We start from the raw sequence: 26,244 nt of genomic DNA, 5'->3' as shown, positions 1-26,244 counted from the left end.
ATTTTTAAATGTTTTTAGTGAACCACTGGCGCTCGAGCCAGAACGAAAGCTTTTTGTAAAGTAATAGGAACAGGAATGTCACTATTAGTCCCTTGATTATATTAAACGGCAAGATGCCATATACGATTGATTTTATGACGACAGCCGAAGATCCCATTGGAACATTCAAAAAATAAGTGAATGCCGGTAAAAATACAAAATAGTTCAATACGCTCATCATCACAGCCATGGAAGCTGTACCAGCCACTAACCCTATACCAAGACCTTTGGTTGTACGGATTTTTTTGAAGAAAAAGTAGGTCGGAAGGATAAATAATACCCCAGCTGTAAAGTTTGCCATCTGTCCGACAGGAACACCTGTCATACTTCCTTGTACCATGTAGTGAAGCAGATTCTTGATTGCTTCCACCGTTATCCCTGCCACAGGTCCAAATAGAATGGCCGCAAGCAGTGCAGGTACATCGCTGAAATCTACGGATAAATATGGTGGTAATAAAGGCAATGGAAAGCTTAACCACATTAAAAGATATGAGATTCCACTCAACATCCCCACTGTTACCATTTTCTTGATACTTACTCTTTGATTCATTCGACTCTCTCCTTTTTGTTGGAGATCCACCTCGTACGAAAAGAGAAATTCAAAAGAAATTATTTGTGTATTGTAATTCACGACACGAAAAAACCCGTTGCCATTGCGGCATACGGGAGTGTGTGAAGGCATAGACAAATAAGCGTTAAAAACACTCGTTTTTTAACGTTCTTTGAACCTCCATCTTCTCCCATCCAGACTGTAACTGTCGGCTTTGGAATTGAACCAAATCCTGCCTATTAGAAAAGCGGAAGCGGCTTTTTGCTGCTTTACTTTTCCAATATCAAACGGCTCGCGGGCTTAGAGAAGAATATCTCATCACCGCCGATCGGGAATTTCACCCTGCCCCGAAGATAGATCATGTTATTTTATTTACAAAGTTATTATACTCGCAAAATAGTAAAAAGGGAAGAAATTGAATTGAAATTCATTTAGATCGCATTCCAAAAAACTTGTAGCGCTTACATAGGTTCGACCTGTGTGAAAGTTATTGACAGCCTTCCTTTAAGATGTTAAGTTATCAGAAATTTTATAATATTTTGGAGGGATAACATGTTTCATGTATATGTTGCAGATTCAATTAGCGCTGATGGTCTTGCTCCTTTGTTGGAGGCTGAAAATGTCCGGGTGTACAGAAAAGATCAGAACACCACTTTTTCCTATGATAAAATAGATGCCTTACTCGTTCGAAGTGCCACCATGGTAGATGAAGAGCTGTTAAATCAATTGCCAAACCTGAAGGTCATCGCACGAGCTGGTGTCGGAGTTGATAATATCGATGTGGCAGCAGCGACTAAAAAGGGAGTTGTGGTGATCAATGCACCAGATGGAAACACCATCTCCACTGCTGAGCATACTTTTGCCATGATTTCTTCGCTTGTACGCCATATCCCTCAGGCAAATATGAATGTCAAGAATGCCCATTGGGATCGTAAAAAGTTCGTAGGGACGGAGCTATTCGGAAAAACGCTCGGGATTGTAGGATTTGGGCGAATCGGGAGTGAGATTGCAAAGCGCGCCAAGGCATTTCAGATGAAAGTGGCAGTCTACGATCCATTCCTGACGGAAAGTCGTGCCGAGAAACTTGATGTTGCCTCTCTTTCCCTGGAGGAAGTGATGAGATGCGCAGATATCATTACGGTACATACTCCGCTTACCAAGGAAACCAGGGGCCTCATAAATTCCGGAAATATGTCGATCCTCAAAACAGGGGTATTTTTAGTCAACTGTGCGAGAGGAGGAATCATTGATGAGGATGCCCTGCTCGAAAACTTGAATTCAGGTCATGTAGCCGGCGCTGCCCTAGACGTATTTGAAGTCGAGCCGCCAACCAAATCGGAGTTGATTCAGCATCAGAGTGTCATTGCCACTCCTCACTTGGGAGCATCAACCAAAGAGGCTCAATATAATGTCGCCTTTCAGGTATCCAAGGATGTTCTAGCCTTCTTGAACGGGCAGTCTGTAACAACAAGCATTAACCTTCCTACCATTCCAAAAGAGATCTTGAATAAAATAAGGCCATTTTTCCAGTTGGGTAAAAAGGTCGGCTCCATTCTGTCTCAGGTATCCAACAGTCCAGTTGAGGAAATTACAGCAACCTATGCAGGAAAAATCACCGAATGGGAAACCTCCATTATCACGAAAAGTGTCATTGCCGGTTTTCTGCAAAACAGAGTGGATCAAACTGTAAATGAGGTAAATGCCGCATCCATTGCGAAGGACCGCGGAATAAATTACGGAGAAAATCATCGCAACGAAAGCGATGGTTATTCCAATCTAATGGAAGTTCGTGCAAAAGGGAATCTGGTGGATCTGACCGTCCGCGCCACTTACATCGAAGGATACGGGGCCAGAATTGTCCATATGAACGGATTTGATATCGATTATGCCCCAAGCGGCCACCTACTCTACGTGCAGCATCATGACCGCCCTGGTGTAATCGGACAGCTCGGAAATATTTTTGGCAAGCATGAAACCAACATTGCAACGATGCATGTAGGTCGTATGCTACAAGGCGGAAAAGCGATCATGATGCTTTCAGTCGATAAGCCCTTAGAAAAGGATCTGCTGGATGAAATCCTTCTCATACCGGATATCTCCTCCGCCTTGACCTTGGAACTTACGTAAGTTAACCCAGCTTCACTTCTTTTCGCTCACCTTTGTCAAATATCATGATGGTCTGGTAGCCTACCTCTTTGGCAAGGGCTACCGCCTGGTCATAATCACACCCTACATGCTCAGGTATATGGGCATCAGATGAGAGCACAATCGGCACTCCTTTTTGATGGCACATCTGTAGTAATCGTTTATCGGGATACAGTTCGCCAACAGGCTTTCTGAGTCCTGCGGTACTGATCTCTACACATGTCTTCGAATTTGCGAGTGCTTTTGTTGCTCTTTCATATTGGGCAAGCAGAAATTCTTCATCCTGTGGAACATATTTAAATATTTTCACAAGATCGAGGTGGCCGATGATATCAAACAGGTTCGACTCGGCAAGTGTAATAACTTGGTCAAAGTACTTTTCATACACCTCATATGTATCCCTTCTATCCCATTCTTTTCGGAACTCTGCCAGATCAATCCCGAAGTCCCCCACCCAATGAATCGAACCAATCACATAATCGAAAGGATAAGATTCGATAAACTTCTTCATCTCCTTATGCTTTCCGGGAGTGTAATCCATTTCAATACTGAATTTTACATGATGATCCTTATTCCAAGCCTCTTTAAACAACCCGTAATAATCTTCCATATCGTAATAACGACGCTCTTCCACCCATGGGTTGCTCAGAATATCCTTTGTTTGGTAAAAATGATACGCATGCTCAGAAATCCCCAATTCTTCAATTCCATTCAGCTTTGCCACTTCAATGAATTTCTCCAGGTAGTCCAGTGTCAATGTTCCTCGTTCCAAATGATTGTGATAATCGGTAAGCAATGGTCGTCCCTCCAATCAGTTTCAACCATTATACTATGGAAATGGGACAGGTTGGTGAAATTTATCAGAAAATTATTGTCGCTCTTCTGGAGGGACTTCTAGTGATGTCTAATTGTACCTCCTTGCATCACCCATTCTACAAAAAGAGATGCAGCCCATTTTGCGGCTGCCTACAAAAAAGCATAATTAAAATTACTGAGCGGTATACCCGCCGTCCATTGCGACCTCCTGCCCGGTCACATAGTTTGCATTGGAAATACATAATCTACCTTTTACATTTATCTGTTTATATATGTAGGATGTTGCTTGAAAAATAGAAAAAAGCGTGCAGTCTGCACGCTTTTCATCTTTATTGAGGCATTGTTATCGGGTTTGGGGAATAAGGAACATTGACCGGTTCATTTAATGGAACATTCCCTACCAGACCTTCTTGAGTGGTCTTGAAAATAACCTGAGTGAAACCGAATTCCTTAGCCGTCATCAAGATGGATTCCAAAGCAAATATATTCTCTATCGTATTTTCCATCACACTCTTGTCTGATAGGACAACTATCGCTGAATCATCTTTTACCTGAACACTTTCAATCGTAATACTCATTGGGATGGAAGGGTCGACACCGCTTTGTTCCTCGAAAATATCCGCACCCTCTCTCATCGAATCCAGTGCCTGGTTTATATCCTTGAAAACTACTTGTGTTGGGACAAGAAAGGCATTTCCCTGTCTATTGATAAATTTATGGTAGCCCTTTTTGGACATTTTCACCGTTTCGACAGGACCAGTTTGACTACTGTTCCCATATTCTACGTTCTTATTTTTCCCATCTCTTGTAAATTGATATTGTAAATACTTATATCTGAAAGTCTCAGCAATCTCATTATTAAACTGAAAATCCTGGGATGATGATAGATCATAATACAAATTTTTCATTTCTACAGATGGCATTTCATTGCCATCACCATCTTGAGCTATTGTAACCACTGCCCCCCTATTCAGAAGAGGCTCTTCCACCCCCATTGCAATGTAATCCAGTTCATTTTTGATACTTTCCAGGTTTTCCTCATATGATCCGCCTTCTGCCAATGGCACTTCTACGGAAACCGGAAATGTGAATGGCCCTATATTGGACTGTGGTTCGGTAGCTGTAACTCCAATTGTAACAACCATCATCTCTTTAGCTTTCTCATTTGTCACCACAAAAGTCGGTTGATCAGCTGAAAGTGCAGTGAAATCATTATTATCAGACTCTTTAGCACCATCCAAGGCAATTTCTGATTCTTCCAAGGATCTCTGTGCATCCTCATCTACGCTTTGTATTCCAACGCTTTCCTCTTTAGCAGAATCTGCGGAATCATCACGTTCGGAGCTTTCCATGATGCCTGCACCGTCTGAATTCCGGGCTGCTTGATCCATGGAAGAATTGGAACCACTCAAGTTCTGCAGGAATAATGGTGAGATAATGGCAAAAATCAATACTGCAGCGGCTAGGGCAAGCGCAGGTATCACGTTGAAGGAGCGTGGTTTTTTATTGAGTCCATCATATACTTCACGATATATTTGTTTTGGGTCACGGTCATCTTTCATTTTAGGCATCTGCCGTAAAAGCTTTTCGAGTTGTTCTTCCTCCATACGCTGTTTATGACGCATTACTGTTCCCCCCTTTCTCTTGGAGTTCCTCCATATGAGCCTTCAGGACCTTTAAAGCTCTATGTTGAGTTGTTTTCACCTTACTTTCCGTCCACCCCAATATTTGGGCAGTTTCTTGGATTGATAAGGCTTGTATGTACCGCAGGACGAGGACAAGACGGTGATCCATCTTACATTTATCCAGACACCGGTACATTTGTTGAACCTGTTCATTTTGTAAAGCTATCTCTTCAGGCAGTGGTGCATGATCTTTTACCTGTTGTGTGCTCCAGTCAAAAGTTTCAAGTAGTTTACTTTTCCAACCCTTCTGCTTACGGAAAGAATCTATTGCAACATGTTTGGCGATAGAAAAAAGCCAGGTCTTCTCGCTGCTCTTTCCTTCAAACCGATCGTAAGAACGCAAAACCTTTATATAAACTTCTTGAACGAGGTCCTCGGCTTGCTCTTTATTTTTTACCATATAAAATAAAAACTGAAAGACATCATGGTGATATTTTTCATAGAGCTCTTGAAAAACCGTATTCATCCTTTCCCTCCGTTCATTAGATTAGTCGTATACTATATTAAAAAAGTTACATTACAAATATATGACAAAAGTTACAGTTTGGCTATATTCTTTTAGGAATTTTCAGGAAAATATTCATAGGTATTTTTGAAGGTAATCTTTTTATATAAAACAGGAAAATCAGTATATATTGTTTCATTATAATGGAGGGTCATTCAACTTTGTAGGGGTCTTTGAGCACCTTTTTTGTTTTGTTGTGTGGAATCCTGGGACAGGCAATTCAGAAGAGGCTAAAGTTTATCAATATTCGAAAAGGATGGTTCGCCTTACATCCAAAAAAGAGAAGCCCTTTTCAAGGCTTCCCTTCTGTTCATTGAAGCATATACGCCGCCCTTTCCTTCAGCAGCCTGGATAATACAGGGAATAATACAATAAAAAATACCACATTCCCGATCGCATGGTTCACATCGAATGGAATTCCTGCCAAATAGTAGGGCCAAAACAGCTTACCTACCACCAAACGTTCAAGTGACATCACAAAACCGTACAAAAGTCCGCACATGCCTGCATAGATCGCCAAAATGACGACAGGTGTCTTATGGAACCATTTGCCGATCATTCCGCTCATCAACCCGATAATCGACCATGCTATGATCTGGGTGATCGTCCATGTGCCGCTTCCGAGTACCATATTGGTGGCAATCGTACTGCCGCAAGCGAGAATCAATCCTGTCACCGGCCCCATCCAAAAGGAACAGATGATGATGATTGCTGTTACAGGCTGAACATTAGGAATGGAGGCGAATGCAATTCGCCCCACTACGCATAAAGCGATGAGCACCCCTAATAAAGCAAGCTTTTTAGTAGGCATAAAACTATTCCCACTTTGCATAGTCGAAGTGTACAACATCATCTGCCTTGAGCACGTATTCTTTTGCACCAACCATGATTTCTTCCTCATTCACCTTATATGTCCAGAAATAGGAGTTAGCTGTATCCGACTCTACCCCATCAATACCAACTATAAATTCCTTGGTATCGTCCAGGGTCAATTCGAAGTTACGTTCCATCACTTCCATCAATGATTCGCCTTCTTCAAATTCCAGAGTTTTTTCGTTGATTACTTCTTCTCCATCCTTTGTCAGCTTGATGGTCGTTTCGAGCTGTTCCTGCTGCTTCTCCTCTATCGGCGCTTCTGTTGAGGAGTTGGAGTTCGTATTATTTTCCCCTGATGCACATCCTGTCAATGCCAATGTAAATGCTGCTAGTAGTGTCAGTAAGAATTTCTTCATGGTTCATTTCCCCTTATGTATGTAGTAGGTATAACTGCAAAATGGTCTTTTCATCCCTCCAGCTGGAATAATAAGTCCCCTCTTGTTGTTAACTTTTCTCCGAAGCAACAAAAAAACCTCATCCTGTTTGAAGGATGAGGTGTAAACGGCATATGAAAAAAATAATAGAAAACGCCGTCTCTCTCACTCAACCCCCGAAGCATTGAAACTAAGTTTAGACAATTGGCAGGTCTACTGACTCATGCTTCACCCTACTTTGAGCCTTCCCATATGGCAGCCTGATCTCTCAAGCCGGAACATACAGTGGTTATCTCATTTCGTCCACATTTACAGTTGCGGGGACAGTTTTGGTCTTTCACCAAATTCCCTTTTAAGCCACCGAGGTGACACCAACATCTTCAAAACTATTCAGTTAACTAGCTTTCATATTACACAATATGCCCCTTGCTGACAAGAAAATGTTTCATAGTAAACAAGATTTTTCGCTAATGTTAAACATATTAACTCATTGTTCGTGGAATAAACAGGGAAAATGTCGTTCCTTCATTCCATTTTGAATGAACGGAGATCTGGCCATGATGCGCTTCGACAATATTCTTTACAATGGCAAGGCCGAGTCCCGTCCCTGCTCGTCCCCTTGTGCGCGCTTTGTCCGCTTTATAGAACCGTTCAAACACAAATGGCAGATCCTCTTCAGGAATACCGTGTCCGGAGTCCTTTACATCCATTTTCAGGCCTAGATCAGACAAATTGACTAGAATCGTAATTCCCCCCCCATTTTCCGTATGCCGGATCGCATTGTCAACCAGATTGGTCAAAACCTGTTCCATTCGATCTACATCAAATGCGATCTTTCCCTGTCCTGTCATCTCGTAACTTAGACTGATGTTCTTTTCTTTTGACAGCACCTGAAATTTGCGAATTATTTTTTCCACAAATACTGCAACATTTGCTTCTTCATAGTTCAGCAATATATGCCCCGCTTCCATTCTCGCAAGGTCGAGAAGATCATTAACCAGTCTCCCCATGCGCAGGGACTCATCATAGATGACAGACGCAAGCTCTTTTTTCTCCTCATCCGTTCCGGCAATATCATCGACGATTGCTTCACTGTATCCTTGCAGCATGGAAATCGGTGTACGCAGTTCATGTGATACATTCGCTATAAAGTCCTTGCGGAGCTTATCTAGCCTGCGTTCTTCCGTCATATCCCTGATAACGGCAACCGCCCCACGTATATGCGTCTGGCTGTATAGCGGGCTCATCACAATCACCCAGGTGCGCCCTTGGTAGGTGAGCTCAATTGCTTGTTCCTTTTCAATGGAAACCGCCCGCTGGAACATATCCCTCACCTCTGATGGAAGGTCTTCCCCATTGTCACTGCCTTCCTGGTAGAACCAGGCTTGCAAAAAGCGTTCAGCTGGAGGATTCGAGACAAGTATGGTTCCGTCACGGTTCAAGGTGATAACACCATCCGCCATCGAGCTTAATATGTTCGCCAAATGCTCTTTTTCCTGATTCAATGCATTTATATTGAATTTCAACTGGCGTCCCATCTGATTGAATGCCATCGCAAGCTCCCCAATTTCATCGTGAGTGAGCATCGGAAGCTTTGTATCAAACTTGCCTCGTGCAATTTCAAACGCAGCCTCCCTCATTTTCCGGAGAGGTGCTGTAATTCTCGTAGATAGGAAGAATGCAAAAATCGTTGTTAGGAAAATGGCAAATCCGGCTGCGAGTAAAATGAGCTGGGTTGTCTGTTTTGTTGTTTCCTTGATGGCAAGCAAGGATTGATAGATGAAGACAGCTCCATCCTGTGTTTCATCCAGGTGTAGCGGAACCCCCACGATCATGATTTCCCCATACATTTCATCATCTATGCTAGTATCGGATAAATAGGTTTTTTTCGTAACAATCGGCTGATCCTCGAACACAAGGGAGAGTTGTGGATCATCGAGGAAAAAGGAAGCCGGAAGATGACTGAGCGTTTCGTTTGGGGAATGGCTAAAGTCTTTCTCATCCGAGAACACTACCACCCTTGTCGCCTCATCCACCAGCTCCCATGCGATACTCATCGCCTGTTCACTATCTGCATGCTGTTCAAGAATGAGCGATATTTTTTTTGCATCCTTTGTCAGGTCCTTTTCAGCTTCACTGACATGATAGTTTTCGAAAAACTCCAGCAACAGGATTGTAAGTACAAAAAGCACAAAGGATACTAAAAGTAAAATGGTTAGCCATAGCTTACCAACTACACTTTTCCAAATCATGAGTCACTGCCGACCTCAAACTTGTACCCTACGCCCCATACGGTCACAATCATTTTGGAAGCTGGCTCTGATACTTTATTCAACTTTTCGCGAAGTCTTTTCACATGTGTATCGACGGTTCGCAAGTCACCAAAGAATTCATATTGCCATACTTCTTTCAGCAGCTGCTCACGGTCAAAAACTTTGTCCGGAGATTTTGCAAGAAAATAGAGTAGCTCATACTCTTTGGGTGTCAGGTTCACTTCCTTGCCATCGGATGTAACTCTGTGCGCATCATTGTCGATGGTCAGATGAGGGAATACGATGACATCCTTTGTTGTTGTTTCCGTAGTCAGGAAGGTTGTGGTCGAAGATCGTCTCAGCAACGCCTTTACCCTAAGCACCACTTCCCTCGGACTGAATGGTTTCACTATGTAGTCATCAGTTCCAACTTCAAAGCCCTGGACACGGTTGGTCTCTTCCCCTTTGGCTGTCAGCATGATGATCGGAGTCGCTTTCTTTTCACGGATTTCCTTGCATACCTCCATGCCGTCCATGCCTGGCATCATGATATCAAGGAGAATGACATCGTATTCATTTTCCAGTGCAAGTTCCAATGCGGTGTGACCATTGTCCGCTTCCTCTATTAAATAATTCTCTCTTTCCAGATACATTCTCAACAGCCTTCTGATTCGATCTTCATCGTCCACAACAAGAATTTTTACGTCTTTTTCCATGAATTTTCCCCTCCTGGTTTTGTTTCAATTTCCAAGAAAAGCCCTCACATTGCTGTGAAGGCTTCATATTCTGCGTTACATAGCATACGAATGCAAACCTGCGATAATTAAATTGACACCAATCAGATTAAAAAGAATAATCGCAAAGCCGACCAATGTAAGCCATGCTGATTTTTCCCCTTCCCATCCTTTGGAAAGGCGAAGGTGCAAGTAGGCTGCATAGAATAGCCAGGTTATGAGTGCCCATACTTCCTTTGGATCCCATGCCCAATATCTAGTCCAGGCAATCTGTGCCCAAATCGCTGCAAAAATCAGTCCGCCAAGTGTGAATACCGGGAATCCGATAGTTACCGCACGATAGCTGATTTCATCCACAAGCTCCAGGTTCACTTTTTTAACGGCAGGCTTCAATGCCTGTCCGATTGGTTTTCTAAGGATCAGTCGTAAAAGTCCATACAAGAGCAAACCTGCAAAAAGAGACCATATAACCGTATTCAATTTTAATGTGTTTACATAAGCCGGCATATTCACCAAGGCATCCATTCTTCCGTCTGTCAGGAGTTCTCCTTCATTTGGCCCCACTAATGCCGGCAGATGATATTCGACATTCGCATCGGCACCTTTTTTGTCAATATAGGAGAATTCCGCCTGGTACCCTGATGCACCAAAGCCGATGGAGAGGAAAATAAAGCCAAGGAAACAGATTAAGGAATAGAGCGTCAGCTCCAGCCAAAATGTCTTTTTTCCCTTTTTCGTATAATCTACCACTTTTACAAGATAAATCAAACCTGCCGCAAAGCTGACTGACAGGATCGCCACTCCAAGCGCTACAGTCGAAACATGGATCGCAAGCCAATGGCTCTGCAACGCCGGAATCAATGGCGCGATGTCTCTTGGAAACATACTTGCATAGGCAATCAACAACAATGCGATTGGCAGGGTGAAGACGCCTAGCGTACTAGTTTTATAGATGAAATAGATGACGATGAATGCCAGCACGAGCATCATGCCAAAGAAAGTTGTAAACTCAAACAGGTTGCTGACAGGTGCATGACCACCTGCAATCCATCGCGTGATAAAATAGCCTAATTGTGCAAGGAAACCCAAAATAGTAATAGAAATTCCTATTTTGGCTGCTTTGCTACTCTTTTTAGCACGAATTGCACCACCAAAAAAGGCGGTACCTATTAGATATAGGATAAATGCGGTATATAGTAAATTACCACTAAGCTGTGCCATTGTTGAACCTCCTATTCCTCCGCTTTCTCTTTCTTGCTCTCTTGCTCTTGTTCCACTTGATCAACCGGTATGCTAATCGATGTTTCTTGCAATGCTTTATTGATGTCGCCCTTTAGTCCAAACCAGTTTTTATTCGTATGTCCTGCCACCCAGATTTCATTTCCTCGTGTCTGGACCCAGACACGGCGATGGTTCCAATACATGCCCTGGATCACTCCAAGCATGAAGATTGCCCCACCAAGCCCCAGTATCCAAAGGGTGTGGTCTTTCCGAACGGTCAATCCTGAAACATTTCGTGTCTCTACACCGGCAAAGCTCATCTTATTTATATTGGTTCCGTTCGGTTCAATGTTCTGACGTATGGCAACCAGGCTGATTTCCCCTTCCGGAGTTTCAGGCGTTATCATACGGAAAACAAAGGCAGGATTGTCCGGCACCCTTGTCTTTGTTTTAGGCTCTCCGTCTTTTAGGATAAAATCAGGAAAATAACTTACGAGTTCGACTGAATTGCCGTTCCCTAAATCATACTTCTTTTCCGGTTCATTCAGGTCCACTTTGATTGTACCATAGACTTCCTGTGTTTCTTTATTTTCCACATTGAAGCTCATGGCGCTGAATTCGTTCAATTTATAGTCCACTTGATAGAATGCATAGGAATCATGCTTTAATGGCTGATTCACTTTTACAGCATGCTCTTTCACTTTTTCAAGTTCCGGCTCTGCGCCAACCACGATTTCGCCTTTTCGTTCATAAAGAACGGCATTTGTTTGGAAATTGCTCGCAATGGCACCTTCTCCAGCTCTGGAAATGGCAGACTCAAATACTTCATCCGAGGATTTGCTGTCATAAGTTTCAAAAACAAAGCCTTCACTTTTCATATAGTATTGCCCATCTGTACCTGGTATAAGCTTTGTTTCCCCTTCACGGACCCACAGTACTTCATCTACATACATGCCCGGGAAAAAACGGAGCATAGCCCCAATCAGGAAGATGATAAGTCCGATATGATTCACATAAGGCCCCCAGCGGGAAAAACGATTTTTCTCAGCCAATAGATTGCCATTTTCTTCACGTATTTTATAATTTCTATTTTTAAGGCCATCTTTTACTTTTTCAAGTTCCGTTGCCGCGTTTTCAACAGTCGTTTGTCCAAATACACGTTGCCGCTTAAGAAAACTCTCATGTCTGGTAACCTTTTGGGTTTTCAACGCTTTGTATAATGGAACAAAACGATCAAGGCTTGCAATCACCAATGAAATTCCAAGTGCTGCAATCAGAAGCAAATACCACCATGAACCATAAAGATCGTGAAAACCAAGGGTATAATACATTTTCCCTGCAAAACCATGTTCCTGTTCATAATAGACATCTGCAGGAATGTTTTGCGGTATGTATCCTACTTGCGGGAAAATCGTACCAAAAGCAGAGGAAACCAATAAAAGGACGATTATCCAGATTCCCACTTTAACAGAAGAAAAGAAATTCCATACCTTATCTATGATGGTCTTGTTATACGTTTGAGAACGTCTGGCACTGCCTTCATACTTCATATCCAGCAGTTTTTCCTGGCCCGTTTCATTCTCTGTCGGCTTTCCGCAAGCTTCACAAAGAATCGTGCCTTCCGGATTCAGATGTCCGCACTCACATTTAATATCCTTCATACGTAAAACTCCCTATTGTTTCGGTTTAATCATTTCCATGTATTCCTTTATTTTCGCTTCGGTCAATTGCCCTGAATCCTTTTTTACAATTACGCCATTCTCATCAATCAGAATCGTAGTTGGCAAAGGTACGACTCCATATGCCTGTCTCACCTGATCTTTGCGATCCATCGGAATAGGAAAAGTCAGTTGATGTTTGTTTTTAAACCGTTCCACAGCAACATTTGTTTCCTGGATGTTAACAGCAAGTATTTCCACACCCTGATCTTTAAAGACGTGATATTGATTCTCCATATATGGCATTTCCCGTTCACAAGGCTCACACCATGTTCCCCAGAAGTTCAGGAATACACCCTTGCCCTTTAAATCAGATAACCTTACCTCGTTGCCTTCCAAGTCCATCAAGACAAAGTCCGGGGCCTTATCTCCCACACCAACCAATTCTTTAGATGTAAAAAAATTCGCGTATAACGTATACCCTATTGCAGATAACAGGAGAAGCAGAATCGCTGTACGCATCACTAAACGTTTCTTTTTACTCATTCCTCATTACTCTCCTATACCATAAGTCGTATCGTATCATCCTTGCTATTATAACATTCACTACTTTTACCACTGATAGTAGAATATGAATCTTATGTGAACACAACAAAACATAAAAAAACGGAAGCGGTTCTTTCCCCACCTCCGCTTTCATCGTGCTTTTATTTGCCTGGCTTGGTTGCCATTACTCGAAGCTGCTTTACTTCATGCGGCGTCAGTTCCCTTGCTTCGCCCGACTTTAAGCCTTGCAGTGTCAGGAAGCCATAGCGTTCACGTTTCAGTTTCATCACTGGATGGCCAATTGCTTCGAACATGCGGCGCACTTGGCGATTGCGGCCTTCGTGAATCGTCACTTCAAAGATTGCCGTTTCCTTTGTTCTTTCCATCGAAATGAATTTGATTTTTGCTGGAGCCGTTTTTCCGTCTTCAAGCTTAATGCCCCGCTCCAGGCTCCGAATCGCTTCCCTCGATGGTATCCCTTTCACTTTTGCAATATAAACCTTATCCACTTGGGATTTCGGGTGTGCCAGACTGTTGGCGAATTCTCCGTCGTTGGTCATGATGATCAATCCGGATGTATCATAATCCAACCGGCCGACAGGATAGATCCGCTCCTCGATTAGCGGGAAAAAATCAGTTACTACTTTTCTCCCTTTATCATCGCTGACACTGGAGATGACACCTCTTGGTTTGTATAACACAAAATAAACCGGCTCTTCCCTTTCAACAGGAATGCCTTCCACTTCTATTTTATCATTTGGGGAAACCTTTACCCCAAGCTCTTTGATAACCTTGTCATTTACTCTGACTTTACCTTCTTGAATCAACTGTTCTGCTTTTCTTCTCGATGCAATCCCTGCATGCGCAATCACTTTCTGTAACCGTTCCATTTCTTTCACCTCATTCAACATCTTACATGACTTTCATAAGAAAAGCCAAGATTTCCATACTAATATGATTCCCATCGTTCACAAACTCTAATTATACCCTTAGTAATTTTAAAAAGGATAGTAAAATAATATCCCTTTAATAATTTGGTACTATCCCATACTACTAATGGCTTAAAGAAATTACCCCGTATCCCATATTCCTTCAGTCGTCTTTAATTGATATAGTATTCTTAACAGGAAAAGTTTTCAATTTCCGTACAGAGGAGAATGTTGATGAATAATGTACAAATCAAACAGGTGCTTGAAACGTTGGGAACCTATCTGGATACGGAAATCACGTATACCATTTGTACGAATCCGGATCAACCGCTTTCCATTACCTATCTTAGTAATAATCGCTGCTATCAGATTGCCAGAGATAAACAAGGCATTGTCGAGCACTTTTCAGATATAGAAACCGCTTCTACTGCAATAAAAAGTGCTTTGTCACAAGCTTACTAAACAAAAAAACACAAGGGGCACCTTGTGTTTTTAGATTCCAAAGAAAAAAGTGACAACGAGAATCGATACTACGATCCCGACTACATCGGCAAGGAGGCCCACCTTCAGGGCATCTCCCATTTTTTTGATCCCTACTGCGCCGAAATAGACAGTGAGTACATAGAGCGTCGTGTCTGTACTTCCCTGCAGAACGGAAGCAAGGCGCCCCATAAAGGAGTCCGGACCGTACGTTGCAATCATATCCGTCGTCATCCCAAGTGCAGCAGTACCCGAAATGGGACGAATGATCGCAAGAGGGACTATTTCAGCCGGTACACCGATGGCACTCATCGCCGGCCTCAAAAAGTCCACCAAAAAGTCCAGCGCACCCGAAGCGCGAAAAATGGAAATGGCGACCAGCATCCCAACGAGAAAGGGGATGATCGAAATGGCTATTTTGATCCCTTCCTTTCCTCCTTCAACAAATGTTTCATAGGTCGGCACCTTTTTGAAGGTTGCATAAAGGAGAATGAACCCGATCAGAAAAGGGATTAACCAAAGAGATATTAAGGATATGAGCTGCATCTCTACCTCCTCCTAGCCATTCTGCGATAATAGAAAAAACGGTCTATCATGATGGCTGCAATTGTGGAGCACGCCGTCGCGACCAAGGTCGGTCCCACGATTTCAGTCGGTGAAGCGGAATCATAATTCATCCGAATCGCGATAACCGTAGTGGGAATGAGCGTGATGCTTGCAGTATTAATGGCAAGAAAGGTAACCATGGACCTGCTTGCCTCTATTTTCCCTCCGTTCAGCTCCCTCAGCTGTTCCATTGCTTTTATTCCCATTGGAGTTGCCGCATTTCCAAGTCCAAACATATTCGCAATCATATTTGACAGCATATATCCCATGGCAGGGTGTTCCGGCGGGACCTCGGGGAAAATCCTCCTGACCAACGGCCTGAATAATACTGCGAGCTTTTCGAGAAGCCCCGCCTCCTGGGCAATCCGCATCAAGCCCAGCCAAAAAACAAGGATGCTGATAAACCCGATGCATATGGTGACCGCTTCTTTTGCCCCAAGAAAGATTGCTTCATTCACTTTATCCATTGTTCCATTGATCATCGCAAAAAGAATGCCAATGATCGTCATGGCTACCCAAATGATATTGATCATGGCAGATTACCACCAAAAATAAAAAAGATATTCTTGAAGATCGACCAGAACCCGCCTGAGCCTTCTTTTTCCTTTTCAAAATATATTGGTGTCTCGATCACAGCCTCATTGTTCAGGATTAGCGTATAGCTGCCGACTACATCAGGTACTTTATTGGAACGCTCCCAGTCATCTCTCGGCTTGACAAGCTCGATATTGATCCGGACATTTTCCCGTTCTTTTTTTGTCATTGGATACTTGATATCACGCGAAAGGAATACTTTACCCTTATAAAATGAATTGTCAATGTCCTCAAGCTTTCCTTCATTGGCTATGTTGTATAGCTTGTAGTCGACAAAGGCTCGATTGAACATATAGATATGATCCTGCCAATCATCCGGCCCATTCAAGGTGACAACAATTGCATCCAGTCCATCCTTGGAAGCGGTAGTGATGAGCGTACGCTTTGCACGTTTGGTAAAACCTGTTTTCCCACCGGTTGCATAGGAATACATACCCGTCACCAGTCGATGCTTATTTGTCCAGCTTCGATCCCAGGACTCTCCAGGTGCAGCTGGAGCACGATATACCTTTGTTCCAGTCACTTCCCTGAACTTTTCATTTTCCATTGCATAGCGGGTAAGCTGGGCCATATCATAGGCAGTCGAGTAGTGATTCTCATGATCGTCCAGGCCATGGGGATTTGCAAACTCTGTATTGCTCATTCCCAGTTCCGCCGCTTTCTCATTCATCAGGAAAACAAACCCTTCGAGGCTGCCCCCTACATGCTCGGCAATGGCAACGGCCGTGTCATTCCCTGAACGCAGCATCAATCCATACACAAGATGCTCGAGCTTGATTTTCTCACCGGGCTTCAAGTAGACCGACGACCCCTCTGCATGGGTTGCCCGTTCGCTGACAGTCACGATTTCACCCATTTTTCCGGATTCGATGGCGAGTATGGCCGTCATTACTTTCGTGATACTGGCGATGCGCTGTTTATCATGGGCATTTTTTTCGAAAATCACTCTGCCACTCTCTTGTTCTATCAAAATTGCATTCCTCGCACTTACGCCAACCTGCTCGGCCACCGCCTTTTGAGGAATGCCTATACTAAACATCAGCACCACAATAGAAGCGATGATGAACACAATTCTAGCTCGTACCATCCAATCCCCATCCCTTGTCTATGTTTGTACAAGTTTATGCACAAGCTGTCCCAATATGATTTTTTCGCTAAAAAAAGGCAATCATAAGTTAATGCGAAACAGGAAAGGGAGCCTACATATAGAAGGCTCCCTTTCCAATCAATAAGACTGCCACTTCAATTTTGACGCTTCCTGATACCGCTTCTCCACATCTCGCCAGTTCACGATATTCCACCACTTGTCTATATAGTCCCTGCGGTTGTTCTTATACTGCAGGTAATAGGCATGCTCCCACACATCCAAACCAAGGAGCGGGATGGTATCCCATTGAGTGAACAGCTGCTGCTTTTCTGTTTGGAGAATCTCCAGTCGATGGGCTCGCGGGGACCAGACGAGCAAGGCCCACCCAACACCCTCCACCTTGTCTGCTGCTTCCGTGAAATGCTTCTTGAATTTGTCATAGCCTCCAAAGTCCTGGTTTATCTGTTCCAGGAGTCTCCCCTTAGGCTGTCCTCCGCCATTCGGAGCCATATTACCCCAAAACATTGTATGCAAATAATGTCCGGATCCATGGAAGGCTGCTTCCCGCTCCCAATGCTTTATTAGATCAAAATTCCCCGTTGCGCGGGTCTCCTGCATTTTCAGCTCTGCTTTATTGAGACCATCCACATAGCTTTTATGATGCTTCAGGTGGTGCAGTTCCATGATATCCCTTGATATATAGGGTTCAAGTGCGTTATAGCGGTAAGGTAGAGGAGGAAGCTTATGTCCTCCGATTGGGACACGGCCACTGTTTTGTCTGGACGGTTGCTGCATATCCAAAAGCTGATGTAAATCATCGAGCTTCTGCTTGACATAAAGTACTTCCGATTCCTGAACCACTTCCTTTTCCTGGGCGTTTTGTATAGAGGAAAGAAGATTTCTCACTTCCGACTGCCACTCCGATCGTACTTGCCCATTCTCCGTAAGTATCTCCAAGCACCAATGTTCCGTGTCCTGTAAGTATTTTCTGAAAACCTGCTGATTCTGGCTGATCATCCTAGAGGTCCTCCCTTTTTGAAGTCATCGTGATATCCTATGCTTTCTGGGAGAAAAAAAGAAAGTTGTCCGATTGCTCTTCAAAAAGAAAACACCCAGCCCAACGAGGGACAGGGTGAACGGTTAATTGCTTTGCATCATTTTTGTGCGGTAGTCTGTTTCGTAATATTCCAGTTCCTCACGGATTGTTTGAAAATCGCTTTCCAAGTGGCGGATGACGGCCTTCAATTGTGTAGGAGGCGCTTCATGGAACTGAATCGAGTTTTTGCCAGTATAAGCGGAACGGCTGTCCTCATACCAAGCATCATTCTTTGGAGCAAAGAACTCCTCGATGCACTGGTGGTAGATGTTATATAGCACCTTCTCGGCGGCAGATTTACGGAACGGCTCACTTTTTAAAATAACCTGACAGGCATTGTGCCCTTCATCACAGAAAACTGCTAGTCTGCGCGTATTAGCCAATAGGAGGCTAACATATTCCCTGCTTCCGTCACTTTCTTCCATCAGTGAAGATAAGGTTGCTTCATTCAGGAAATCGTTTAGTTGATGAACAGTATTTCCTAAAAAACTCTCTACTTGTTCTGTTTGAGCTTTTACAATCGTATTTGCCATGTGTAATGGACCCTCCATATTTAAGGTTTTATAGAAAATGCCGCAGCTTTTGTGTTAATACGACTTACAAACTATATTTATGACCAGCTTGTTCTTTTATGAGGATGGCTGAGCTAAAAAGTTCAGTGGGGACGAAAGGGTATATTCCCCTTTGGTGTGAAGCCCTTCAAATATCTCTTTCAGCTTTGGGATATTAACACCTTCAAAATAGGAGGCGAAATCTTCCCGGGTATTTATGTAGATTCGTTTCCGATGTCGAAAACTTGGATTTTTGATCAGGAGGGTAAGTGCCACCAGATCTTTAAATAGGATTTCCTTGTCGCCTACTTTAAAAACAGGATCTCCATCCACCCCAATATTCAAAAACTCAGGAAATGTTTCATCAAAATATCGGATATATAATACATGAAATGTTCTTTCCTCGCCATCTTCGGAAAATGTCACTTCCGAACGGTTAAAGAAATCCTCTGACGTATTAGATTGAGCTTTTTCCAATTCATAGCCTCTGATTTCAGTTATTCTCATAGTTAAGATGCCACTCCTTAAAAGTTCCAAATCTAGTATGTATAACTATTTTACCATACAACACTAACAAATCGTTTTAATTTTCAAACGTTTCTTGAAACTTTTCGAAGAACAGATCTGCCTCTTCATCCGGATCGTCGGTTGCGACGGTAAGTGGCGGAAGCTCCTTGATGTTCTTCAGTCCGAAGTAGTCGAGAAACTCCTTGGTGGTTCCATAAAGGATGGCGCGTCCTGTGCCTTCCGCACGGCCCACTTCCTTTACAAGCGCTTTGGCGGCAAGCGTCTGGAGTGGCCGTTCACTTTTAACCCCGCGAATGCTCTCCACTTCCGTTCTGGTGATTGGCTGCTTGTACGCTACAATCGCCAGTGTTTCCAATGCTGCCTGTGACAACGACTGGGATGTCGGCGATTCCACCAGCTTCTTCAGATAGACGGAGTGTTCTTTTTTCGTAGTCAGCTGAAAGGTACCTGCAAGCTCTATGATGGCTATTCCCCTATCTGGAGAATGATAATCCTCCCTAAGTGCAGAAATGGCATCCAGAGCCTCACTTTCTTCTATTTCCAACACAGTGGAAAGCTGCTTCAGGGTCAGACCATCATCCCCTGCTGCGAATAGCAGACTTTCCACAATCGACTTCCAATTAATAATATCCAACTTCCTCATTTCCTCCTTCTTGATAGGAAACATAAATATCTGCAAAGTTATTTTCCTGCTCAAGCATTATGGTGTTCTTTTTCAACAGCTCCAAGATGGCCAGAAAGGTCACCACAATATACTCTTTGCTCGATTCGGGGAATAGTTCAAAGAAATGCTTTCTCCCTTTAAATTGGCGCAGATCCTTTATCAGCTCTGCCATTCTCTTTTCAATCGGGATCTCCTGCCTGGCAATTCTAGTCTGCAAAGGCTTTTGAAGCTTCTTGCGACGCATAAGCTTTTGAAGCGCACCAAGCATATCGTATAAAGATACATCGAGCTTCACTTCATCAGGTGCCACATTTTTCATCAGCTCAGTCAGGTCACTCGGCGCTTTGGTAAATAGGTGGCTCCGCTCTTCTTCCAGCTCCTTCAGATCGTCAGCCGCCTCTTTATACTTCCGGTATTCGATCAGACGGTTCATCAGCTCCTCACGAGGGTCCTCCTCGTATTCTGCGAAGTCATCATCTTCCTCAAGCAATTCCTCCTCGTGTTTCGGGAGCAGCATCTTGCTCTTTATCTCCAGCAATGTGGCTGCCATTACGAGGTATTCACTTGCAATATCCAATTGTAATTCCTTCATCGTATGTATATAAAATAAATATTGCTCAGTAATTTGAGCAACGGGAATATCATATATATCTATTTCCAAGCGGTTTATCAGGTGAAGCAGCAAGTCCAAAGGACCTTCAAACGCTTCAACTTTCACATTATATTCCTGCACGGGTATTCATCCACCTAACTTCAATCAAAACAATTTAACAGGTTCGAATTTTTCCGAACTCTATCATAGTATAAAGTATTCCAGCAACATTTTATAGTATTATAAGGATTATGATAAAATATTATTATCCTTTTTTAAAGGGGAAAAGCTTTGTATCCACAAGCCTATATTGATTATTTGCATTATTTTCATTGCGAAAGGGACTATTTCGAATGCCATGAGGTGCTTGAGGAGCATTGGAAGGAAAAAGAGGCTAATGAACGCGAGCTCTACTGGGTTGGACTGATCCAGATTGCGGTAGGACTTTATCACTATCGACGCGGAAATTTCAATGGGGCAAAACGGATGCTGACAAACGCAATCTCTATCATACGTACGCATACCAATGAAATCGAAAGCTTGGCATTAGATAGCAAAAGTCTGATAGAGTTATTGGAAAACCAGCTGGCAGGGATAGAAAGGCAGGACTCCTATATGAGTATCGACCTGCCACTTACTGATGAAACACTCTTGACCTCCTGCAAGACCAGAGCCCGTAATGAGAATCTGATCTGGGGCGCACCAAGCGATCTTCAAAACAAATCCCTTGTGCATCGGCACTCCACCCGTAACCGGGATGATGTGATACAGGAACGACTAGCACAATTAATGAAACGGCAACAAAAAAAGGAAGGCTGACCTCTGACACAGGCCGCCTTCCTTTTTTATAGAGTACTTACTGTTAAATGCTAGCAAGCATAAGAGAAAATCACTGCTCAAAATCACATTTCTCGATAAATGCAGTTGTATACTCTGTTGTCATTACAGATTTACCAGGATACATTTCTTTTAAAGCTTTTACCATTTCTTTTCCGCACCCTTGTCCGCGGTGAGAGGGACTTACACTTATATGCTGGATTGTATAACTGTCTTCATCCATGACAATACCGATGATTCCAATGATATCCTCTACCTTCCAGAGGAATAGCTGCCAGTTATCATTTTCTTCGTAATCCTTCATCGTCTGCTGAAGTTTTTTAAGCTCTTTTTCCGTTGGCATAAATGACATAAGACCCATGGCGATTTTTTCAAAGCTCTTTTTATAACGAATTAACATACATTACCCCTCATTATCGAAAAAACTTTCTTACTAATAGTAATAGTATAGGCAACCAGTTTGCAATGGTGCCATTCCAGTAAGGATATCTCACTCTTAAATATACATTCTATCCAATCGCCGCAGGATTGTATACCTTTTTAAAATAAATCTTAAAATTCACGTAATAGGTTTGCCATCTCGATTGCTGCCGCTGCCGCTTCCCAGCCTTTGTTACCAGCCTTTGTTCCTGCACGCTCAATCGCCTGTTCAATCGTTTCCGTTGTCAGCACGCCAAAAATAACAGGTATCCCTGATTGCATGGAAGCTTGGGAGACCCCTTTAGCCGCTTCATTACACACGTAATCAAAATGTGGAGTGGATCCCGGATGACGGTACCCAATGTAATTACCGCATCATATTTTCCGGAGTCGGCCATGCGTTTTGCCACCAAAGGAATTTCAAACGCTCCAGGCACCCATGCTACATCGACACTTCCTTCTTCCACGCCATGTCTTTTCAAGGCATCCTGTGCGCCACCCAATAGCTTGCTTGTAATAAACTCATTGAATCTTCCTACAACGATTCCAACCTTCAGTCCTGTACCTACCAAATTGCCTTCATATATATTTCCCATTTTTAATACCTCCAGTAAAAAGTTTATAATTATTAAAAAGCTGTTTTCACATTCATTGTTGCTATTTTGATAAAATGTACATATTAAATGTAGCCCGTTGATTTCCGCTCCGGACACTTGCTTTCCGCGGGGACGGATGGGAGCCTCCTCGGCTTCGCCTGTGGGGTCTCCCATGCCCTCTGCTCTCCCGCAGGAGTCAAGTGTCCTCCGCTACAATCAACTCAGTTTTTTAACATTATTTGCTCCGCTGAAATGAAAGATGAGACAAAGTCCAATTTTTCAAACTTTAGAAGGCAAATATTATACTATGAAGTCACCCCTGTTGGTGGTAGTGCAAGGTGTGAGACTCCTGCGGGAGCAGCGTGTCAAGGGAGACCCCGCAGGCGCAAAGCGCCGAGGAGGCTCCCGAGGCCGCCCGCGGAAAGCGAACGCCTGGAACGGAGACCAACAGGGTGTTTATTGTTGATACCTTATCTTTAGCCTAGCCCTATGATTAAAGCAACAATTTCTACGAAAAGAGCCTTTAAAAATGAAGCATATGCCCCAGTTTGCTATGTTTTGTTTTGAGATAGTTTTCGTTTGCTTCTTTTGTCGGCATCTGAAGTGCAATGCGATCGACCACTTCCAGGTCGTATCCCTTCAGACCGGCAATTTTTCGAGGATTATTCGTTAACAGATTCATTTTGGAAATACCCAGATCACGGAGAATCTGTGCCCCGATTCCATAGTCTCTGAGGTCGGCACCAAACCCAAGCTTTTCATTGGCTTCCACAGTGTCGAAGCCTTGCTCCTGAAGCTTATAGGCTCTCATTTTATTTAGCAAGCCGATCCCGCGGCCTTCTTGCCTCATATAGAGCAGTACACCGTTTCCTGCCTTCTCGATCTGAGCTAATGCCGCATGAAGCTGCGGACCGCAGTCACAACGGTTTGAGCCGAATACATCTCCTGTCAGGCACTCAGAATGGACCCGGACAAGAGTAGGTTTTTCAGGATCAATATCTCCCTTTACCAGGGCCACATGTTCTTTTCCATCGACAATATTGGAATAGCCGATGGCACGGAAGTCTCCAAATTCAGTCGGAAGCTTTATTTCCACTTCTCGCTGAACGAGCTTGTCCTTTCGGTTACGGTATTGAATCAAGTCCTTGATCGTTATCATTTTTAAATCAAACTTGTCCGCAATCTCCCTAAGTTGTGGCACCCTTGCCATGGAGCCATCCTCATTCATGATTTCACAAATGACGCCGGCAGGGTAGGAACCGCTCATCCCTGCGAGATCCACAGCCGCTTCTGTATGACCGGCGCGACGCAGTACTCCGCCCTTCTTCGCCACCAACGGAAAGATATGTCCAGGTCGCTTGAAGTCACCAGCTTTAGCAGCAGGAGAAAGTAGTTCAATGATGGTAGCTGAACGTTCATAGGCTGAGATACCTGTTGTTGTAGATTTATGATCAATACTGACCGTAAAAGCTGTGCCATGGGAATCAGTGTTGTGATTGACCATTGGCGCGAGGTCAAGCTTTTCAGCCAACTCCTCTACGACCGGGACACAGATCAGACCACGTCCATGGGTCGCCATGAAATTGATGACGGCAGGAGTTGCCTTCTCTGCCAGGGATACAAAATCACCTTCATTCTCACGGTCTTCATCATCACAGACGATGATCACTTTTCCCTCTTGCAAGTCTTTTAGTGCTTCCTCTATTGTATTGAAAATTGTACTCATCCGTCTTCACCCACCTTATTTGTATCCATGCTCTTCCAGAAAAGACGCTGAAATGCTGGAATTCGCTTTCGGTTCTTGCCTATTCAATAGATGATCCATATATTTGGCCAGCATGTCGACTTCAATATTGACCTTATCTCCCTTTCCTTTTTCACCTAGGATCGTCTCCTGCATGGTGTGTGGAATCAAGGAGATTGTGAAGGTGTTTTTTGCAGCCCCAAAAATGGTCAGGCTCGTACCATCCACAGTTACCGACCCTTTTAGCATAAGAAATCTAGCAACGTCTGTTCCAACTGAAATCGTGTAATAGACCGCGTTGGAAACACTTCTCTTCTCTTGAATCACGCCAGTCCCATCCACATGTCCGCTGACAAAGTGGCCGCCAAACCTGCCATTGGCTATCATGGCACGCTCCAGATTCACCTTGGAACCTGCCGCGAGCTCGCTTAATGATGTTGCATGAACCGTTTCAGGCATCACATCCACCGTAAAACGATTAGCAGAAAAAGTAGTCACTGTTAGGCAGACACCATTTACTGCGATACTATCTCCTAGCTTGACGTCCTCCAGCACTCTCTTTGCTATGATTTCCAATACAATGGCTTTATCACCACGGATAATCTGCTTGACTGTACCTATTTCTTCAATAATTCCCGTAAACACTGGATTCCCTCCTCACATGGGCACGGAAACAATCTTGATGTCCTGCCCGATCCTTGTGCACTCTTTTATCGACAGATTCATGCAATCACCCATCGAACTGAATCCCGGACCGCCAATCATAGTAGGCGCCTCTGCACCACCGATCAGTTTAGGTGCGATATAGGTAATCACCTGGTTAATCGCTCCAGATTGGAGAAAGCTGCCATTAACCGTTGCTCCCCCTTCTACAAACAGGGAAGTGATGCCACGATCACCGAGTAAAGTCAGGAGATTATGTATCTCCATCTCTTTCGTTGGCAGTTTCATTACCGTCACTTGTTGATTGGTAAGGGCTTCGATTTTCTTCTCATCGGCTTCAGCACCTGTAATAATCCAGGTTGATGCCAGCTTGTCATTGATGACATGTGCATCGATTGGCGTCCTTAAATGCGTATCAAGTATGATCCTGACCGGATTCTTCCCACCATTCGGGAGTCTGGTCGTCAAACTGGGATTATCAGCAATCACTGTTCCCACACCAACAAGGATTGCATCATGCTGGTGCCGGTAGCGATGAACATCCTGGCGCGCCTCATTACCGGTGATCCACTTGCTGTCTTTTGTGAAAGTTGCAGTTTTCCCGTCAAGACTGGATGCTGTTTTTAATGTGACATAGGGCTTTTTCGTTTTTATGTAATGAAAAAATACATCATTTAATGCGAGTGCCTTTGATTCACAAATCCCCACATCCACTATAATACCGGCACTTTTGAGCTTTTTGATTCCTGCACCAGCAACTAGTGGATTCGGGTCCACTGAAGCTATGACCACTCTTTTTACCTGAGATTGAATCAAAAGGTCTGAGCAAGGCGGCGTTTTGCCATGATGGCTGCATGGCTCCAGAGTCACATATACCGTGGACCCGTTAGCCTTATCGCCGGCCATCCTGATTGCATGCACTTCTGCATGTGCTTCTCCCGCCTTTAAATGGGCACCAAACCCGACAATCTCCCCATCTTTCACTACAACCGACCCTACCACTGGATTTGGAGAGGTCTGCCCTGTCGCTTTTTTTGCAAGATCAATAGCAACATTCATATAATACCGATCGTCCATATTCCTCTCCCCGCCTTCTAAAATACAAAAAACCCCTAAGTCATTAGCCTTAGAGGTGTGGAAGATTAAAATTGCGTATAGGAAAATAAACAGTGTCACATATGTGATTTTTCACTGTTTTCGCAAACTTAATCCTTCTCCCATCCAGACTTTCACTGTCGGCCCTGGAGTTTCACCAGATCCACCGCTAATTGATAAACAATTAACGGGTCACGGACTAAGAAGCACCAGGCTTCATCACCGCCGGTAGGGAATTTCACCCACCCCCGAAGGACATCAATTATGTAATTGTGTACAAGATTATATTAGCATATCTTTCTCATAAGTAAAATTTTATGTTTTGAAGTGATGTCTGTTAGACGATAAAAAACCAATAAAT

The 26,244-nt window shown here is 43.6% G+C and carries 27 protein-coding genes, 1 pseudogene and 3 riboswitches; of the genes and pseudogenes, 3 read left to right on the top strand and 25 right to left on the bottom strand.

Translation table 11 applies throughout. From position 1 onward, the window contains the following. Positions 1-4: 4 nt before the first annotated feature. A complete protein-coding gene (locus tag ABN702_RS06825; RefSeq protein WP_417899976.1) occupies positions 5-589 on the bottom strand; it encodes an ECF transporter S component in 585 nt (194 codons plus the stop codon). A 178-nt stretch (positions 590-767) separates the two neighbouring features. Beyond that, positions 768-948, bottom strand: a riboswitch (FMN riboswitch). A gap of 193 nt (positions 949-1,141) precedes the next feature. Between ABN702_RS06825 and serA the strand changes: the two genes are divergently transcribed. Next, positions 1,142-2,716 (top strand): phosphoglycerate dehydrogenase, encoded by a 1,575-nt coding sequence (gene serA, locus ABN702_RS06820; protein ID WP_417899975.1) that lies wholly within the window; start codon positions 1,142-1,144, stop codon positions 2,714-2,716. Position 2,717: 1 nt separating this feature from the next. Here serA and ABN702_RS06815 read toward each other — a convergent pair whose 3' ends face one another. The 11 genes from ABN702_RS06815 to ABN702_RS06765 all read right to left on the bottom strand — a co-directional run bounded on the left by ABN702_RS06815 (position 2,718) and on the right by ABN702_RS06765 (position 14,291). Then, positions 2,718-3,530, bottom strand: coding sequence for a histidinol-phosphatase (locus tag ABN702_RS06815; protein ID WP_417899974.1), 813 nt, complete (start codon positions 3,528-3,530; stop codon positions 2,718-2,720). A gap of 349 nt (positions 3,531-3,879) precedes the next feature. Further along, entirely contained in the window at positions 3,880-5,175 is a 1,296-nt protein-coding gene (locus ABN702_RS06810) for a GerMN domain-containing protein (protein WP_417899973.1), read from the bottom strand. Next, positions 5,165-5,701, bottom strand: coding sequence for an RNA polymerase sigma factor SigX (gene sigX, locus ABN702_RS06805; protein ID WP_417899972.1), 537 nt, complete (start codon positions 5,699-5,701; stop codon positions 5,165-5,167). The genes ABN702_RS06810 and sigX overlap by 11 nt, the downstream gene beginning before the upstream one ends. A 349-nt stretch (positions 5,702-6,050) precedes the next feature. Further along, positions 6,051-6,551: an ECF transporter S component gene (locus tag ABN702_RS06800; RefSeq protein ID WP_417899971.1), complete on the bottom strand. Its 501-nt coding sequence runs from the start codon at positions 6,549-6,551 to the stop codon at positions 6,051-6,053. A 4-nt stretch (positions 6,552-6,555) separates the two neighbouring features. After that, positions 6,556-6,972: a DUF4430 domain-containing protein gene (locus tag ABN702_RS06795; protein WP_417899970.1), complete on the bottom strand. Its 417-nt coding sequence runs from the start codon at positions 6,970-6,972 to the stop codon at positions 6,556-6,558. A gap of 206 nt (positions 6,973-7,178) precedes the next feature. Then, positions 7,179-7,381, bottom strand: a riboswitch (cobalamin riboswitch). Between the two features lie 91 nt (positions 7,382-7,472). Continuing rightward, positions 7,473-9,242, bottom strand: coding sequence for an ATP-binding protein (locus ABN702_RS06790; RefSeq protein ID WP_417899969.1), 1,770 nt, complete (start codon positions 9,240-9,242; stop codon positions 7,473-7,475). After that, positions 9,239-9,958: a response regulator transcription factor gene (locus ABN702_RS06785; protein WP_417899968.1), complete on the bottom strand. Its 720-nt coding sequence runs from the start codon at positions 9,956-9,958 to the stop codon at positions 9,239-9,241. Before ABN702_RS06785 ends, ABN702_RS06790 begins: the two co-directional genes overlap by 4 nt. Positions 9,959-10,033: 75 nt before the next feature. After that, positions 10,034-11,197 carry a c-type cytochrome biogenesis protein CcsB gene (ccsB, locus tag ABN702_RS06780; protein WP_417899967.1) on the bottom strand — a complete coding sequence of 388 codons (1,164 nt, stop codon included), beginning with the start codon at positions 11,195-11,197 and terminating at the stop codon, positions 10,034-10,036. An 11-nt stretch (positions 11,198-11,208) separates the two neighbouring features. Beyond that, the gene (resB, locus tag ABN702_RS06775) at positions 11,209-12,858 is read right to left on the bottom strand and encodes a cytochrome c biogenesis protein ResB (protein ID WP_417899966.1); all 1,650 of its coding nucleotides are present in this window, start codon (positions 12,856-12,858) and stop codon (positions 11,209-11,211) included. Positions 12,859-12,870: 12 nt separating this feature from the next. Beyond that, complete coding sequence (gene resA, locus ABN702_RS06770) at positions 12,871-13,401, bottom strand: thiol-disulfide oxidoreductase ResA (protein WP_417899965.1); 531 nt, start codon at positions 13,399-13,401, stop codon at positions 12,871-12,873. A 161-nt stretch (positions 13,402-13,562) separates the two neighbouring features. Continuing rightward, positions 13,563-14,291: a pseudouridine synthase gene (locus ABN702_RS06765; RefSeq protein ID WP_417899964.1), complete on the bottom strand. Its 729-nt coding sequence runs from the start codon at positions 14,289-14,291 to the stop codon at positions 13,563-13,565. A 273-nt stretch (positions 14,292-14,564) separates the two neighbouring features. Between ABN702_RS06765 and ABN702_RS06760 the strand changes: the two genes are divergently transcribed. Then, positions 14,565-14,792: a hypothetical protein gene (locus ABN702_RS06760; RefSeq protein WP_417899963.1), complete on the top strand. Its 228-nt coding sequence runs from the start codon at positions 14,565-14,567 to the stop codon at positions 14,790-14,792. A 30-nt stretch (positions 14,793-14,822) separates the two neighbouring features. Here the strand turns inward: ABN702_RS06760 and ABN702_RS06755 are convergent, their stop codons facing one another. The 8 genes from ABN702_RS06755 to ABN702_RS06720 form a co-directional block, all read right to left on the bottom strand. After that, positions 14,823-15,356 (bottom strand): spore maturation protein, encoded by a 534-nt coding sequence (locus tag ABN702_RS06755; protein ID WP_417899962.1) that lies wholly within the window; start codon positions 15,354-15,356, stop codon positions 14,823-14,825. A gap of 2 nt (positions 15,357-15,358) precedes the next feature. Continuing rightward, positions 15,359-15,949, bottom strand: a complete 591-nt coding sequence (locus ABN702_RS06750; protein WP_417899961.1) for a nucleoside recognition domain-containing protein — start codon at positions 15,947-15,949, stop codon at positions 15,359-15,361. Then, positions 15,946-17,097 carry a D-alanyl-D-alanine carboxypeptidase family protein gene (locus ABN702_RS06745; RefSeq protein WP_417899960.1) on the bottom strand — a complete coding sequence of 384 codons (1,152 nt, stop codon included), beginning with the start codon at positions 17,095-17,097 and terminating at the stop codon, positions 15,946-15,948. Before ABN702_RS06745 ends, ABN702_RS06750 begins: the two co-directional genes overlap by 4 nt. 138 nt (positions 17,098-17,235) lie before the next feature. Next, positions 17,236-18,114, bottom strand: coding sequence for a superoxide dismutase (locus ABN702_RS06740; protein ID WP_417899959.1), 879 nt, complete (start codon positions 18,112-18,114; stop codon positions 17,236-17,238). Between the two features lie 123 nt (positions 18,115-18,237). Beyond that, entirely contained in the window at positions 18,238-18,726 is a 489-nt protein-coding gene (locus ABN702_RS06735) for a YpuI family protein (protein ID WP_417899958.1), read from the bottom strand. 96 nt (positions 18,727-18,822) lie between these two features. After that, entirely contained in the window at positions 18,823-19,251 is a 429-nt protein-coding gene (locus ABN702_RS06730; RefSeq protein ID WP_417899957.1) for a hypothetical protein, read from the bottom strand. A gap of 76 nt (positions 19,252-19,327) precedes the next feature. Next, positions 19,328-19,906, bottom strand: a complete 579-nt coding sequence (gene scpB / locus ABN702_RS06725; protein ID WP_417899956.1) for an SMC-Scp complex subunit ScpB — start codon at positions 19,904-19,906, stop codon at positions 19,328-19,330. Beyond that, positions 19,893-20,675 carry a segregation/condensation protein A gene (locus ABN702_RS06720; protein WP_417900847.1) on the bottom strand — a complete coding sequence of 261 codons (783 nt, stop codon included), beginning with the start codon at positions 20,673-20,675 and terminating at the stop codon, positions 19,893-19,895. Before ABN702_RS06720 ends, scpB begins: the two co-directional genes overlap by 14 nt. A gap of 144 nt (positions 20,676-20,819) precedes the next feature. Between ABN702_RS06720 and ABN702_RS06715 the strand changes: the two genes are divergently transcribed. After that, entirely contained in the window at positions 20,820-21,347 is a 528-nt protein-coding gene (locus ABN702_RS06715) for a DUF309 domain-containing protein (RefSeq protein WP_417899955.1), read from the top strand. Positions 21,348-21,417: 70 nt separating this feature from the next. On the opposite strand, the gene ABN702_RS06710 is transcribed toward ABN702_RS06715, so the two are convergent. The 5 genes and pseudogenes from ABN702_RS06710 to ribD all read right to left on the bottom strand — a co-directional run bounded on the left by ABN702_RS06710 (position 21,418) and on the right by ribD (position 25,865). Further along, complete coding sequence (locus ABN702_RS06710; RefSeq protein WP_417899954.1) at positions 21,418-21,765, bottom strand: GNAT family N-acetyltransferase; 348 nt, start codon at positions 21,763-21,765, stop codon at positions 21,418-21,420. 152 nt (positions 21,766-21,917) lie between these two features. After that, a pseudogene (gene ribE, locus ABN702_RS06705) lies at positions 21,918-22,381 on the bottom strand (6,7-dimethyl-8-ribityllumazine synthase). Between the two features lie 523 nt (positions 22,382-22,904). Next, positions 22,905-24,098 carry a bifunctional 3,4-dihydroxy-2-butanone-4-phosphate synthase/GTP cyclohydrolase II gene (locus ABN702_RS06700; protein ID WP_417900846.1) on the bottom strand — a complete coding sequence of 398 codons (1,194 nt, stop codon included), beginning with the start codon at positions 24,096-24,098 and terminating at the stop codon, positions 22,905-22,907. A 24-nt stretch (positions 24,099-24,122) separates the two neighbouring features. After that, positions 24,123-24,770, bottom strand: a complete 648-nt coding sequence (gene ribE, locus ABN702_RS06695) for a riboflavin synthase (RefSeq protein ID WP_417899953.1) — start codon at positions 24,768-24,770, stop codon at positions 24,123-24,125. A gap of 12 nt (positions 24,771-24,782) precedes the next feature. Then, positions 24,783-25,865, bottom strand: a complete 1,083-nt coding sequence (gene ribD / locus ABN702_RS06690) for a bifunctional diaminohydroxyphosphoribosylaminopyrimidine deaminase/5-amino-6-(5-phosphoribosylamino)uracil reductase RibD (RefSeq protein ID WP_417899952.1) — start codon at positions 25,863-25,865, stop codon at positions 24,783-24,785. A gap of 128 nt (positions 25,866-25,993) precedes the next feature. Next, positions 25,994-26,143, bottom strand: a riboswitch (FMN riboswitch). Positions 26,144-26,244 lie beyond the last annotated feature (101 nt).

The sequence above is a fragment of the Bacillus haimaensis genome (assembly GCF_048270625.1).
GTDB classification, from domain to species: Bacteria; Bacillota; Bacilli; order Bacillales; family Bacillaceae_I; genus Sutcliffiella_A; species Sutcliffiella_A haimaensis.
The sequence above is the reverse complement of the archived record's forward strand: the minus strand, read 5'-3'. Positions and strand labels throughout refer to the sequence as shown.

Coding starts and splice junctions, on each gene's coding strand:
- ABN702_RS06765 (WP_417899964.1), bottom strand. CDS start 14,291: ATGGAACGGTTACAGAAAGTGATTGCGCATGCAGGGATTGCATCGAGA.
- ABN702_RS06795 (WP_417899970.1), bottom strand. CDS start 6,972: ATGAAGAAATTCTTACTGACACTACTAGCAGCATTTACATTGGCATTG.
- ABN702_RS06810 (WP_417899973.1), bottom strand. CDS start 5,175: ATGCGTCATAAACAGCGTATGGAGGAAGAACAACTCGAAAAGCTTTTA.
- ABN702_RS06735 (WP_417899958.1), bottom strand. CDS start 18,726: ATGGCAAATACGATTGTAAAAGCTCAAACAGAACAAGTAGAGAGTTTT.
- ribD (WP_417899952.1), bottom strand. CDS start 25,865: ATGGACGATCGGTATTATATGAATGTTGCTATTGATCTTGCAAAAAAA.
- resB (WP_417899966.1), bottom strand. CDS start 12,858: ATGAAGGATATTAAATGTGAGTGCGGACATCTGAATCCGGAAGGCACG.
- ABN702_RS06730 (WP_417899957.1), bottom strand. CDS start 19,251: ATGAGAATAACTGAAATCAGAGGCTATGAATTGGAAAAAGCTCAATCT.
- ccsB (WP_417899967.1), bottom strand. CDS start 11,197: ATGGCACAGCTTAGTGGTAATTTACTATATACCGCATTTATCCTATAT.
- ABN702_RS06785 (WP_417899968.1), bottom strand. CDS start 9,958: ATGGAAAAAGACGTAAAAATTCTTGTTGTGGACGATGAAGATCGAATC.
- ABN702_RS06825 (WP_417899976.1), bottom strand. CDS start 589: ATGAATCAAAGAGTAAGTATCAAGAAAATGGTAACAGTGGGGATGTTG.
- ABN702_RS06800 (WP_417899971.1), bottom strand. CDS start 6,551: ATGCCTACTAAAAAGCTTGCTTTATTAGGGGTGCTCATCGCTTTATGC.
- resA (WP_417899965.1), bottom strand. CDS start 13,401: ATGAGTAAAAAGAAACGTTTAGTGATGCGTACAGCGATTCTGCTTCTC.
- ABN702_RS06745 (WP_417899960.1), bottom strand. CDS start 17,097: ATGGTACGAGCTAGAATTGTGTTCATCATCGCTTCTATTGTGGTGCTG.
- ABN702_RS06750 (WP_417899961.1), bottom strand. CDS start 15,949: ATGATCAATATCATTTGGGTAGCCATGACGATCATTGGCATTCTTTTT.
- sigX (WP_417899972.1), bottom strand. CDS start 5,701: ATGAATACGGTTTTTCAAGAGCTCTATGAAAAATATCACCATGATGTC.
- ABN702_RS06790 (WP_417899969.1), bottom strand. CDS start 9,242: ATGATTTGGAAAAGTGTAGTTGGTAAGCTATGGCTAACCATTTTACTT.
- ABN702_RS06755 (WP_417899962.1), bottom strand. CDS start 15,356: ATGCAGCTCATATCCTTAATATCTCTTTGGTTAATCCCTTTTCTGATC.
- serA (WP_417899975.1), top strand. CDS start 1,142: ATGTTTCATGTATATGTTGCAGATTCAATTAGCGCTGATGGTCTTGCT.
- ABN702_RS06760 (WP_417899963.1), top strand. CDS start 14,565: ATGAATAATGTACAAATCAAACAGGTGCTTGAAACGTTGGGAACCTAT.
- ABN702_RS06740 (WP_417899959.1), bottom strand. CDS start 18,114: ATGATCAGCCAGAATCAGCAGGTTTTCAGAAAATACTTACAGGACACG.
- ABN702_RS06710 (WP_417899954.1), bottom strand. CDS start 21,765: ATGTTAATTCGTTATAAAAAGAGCTTTGAAAAAATCGCCATGGGTCTT.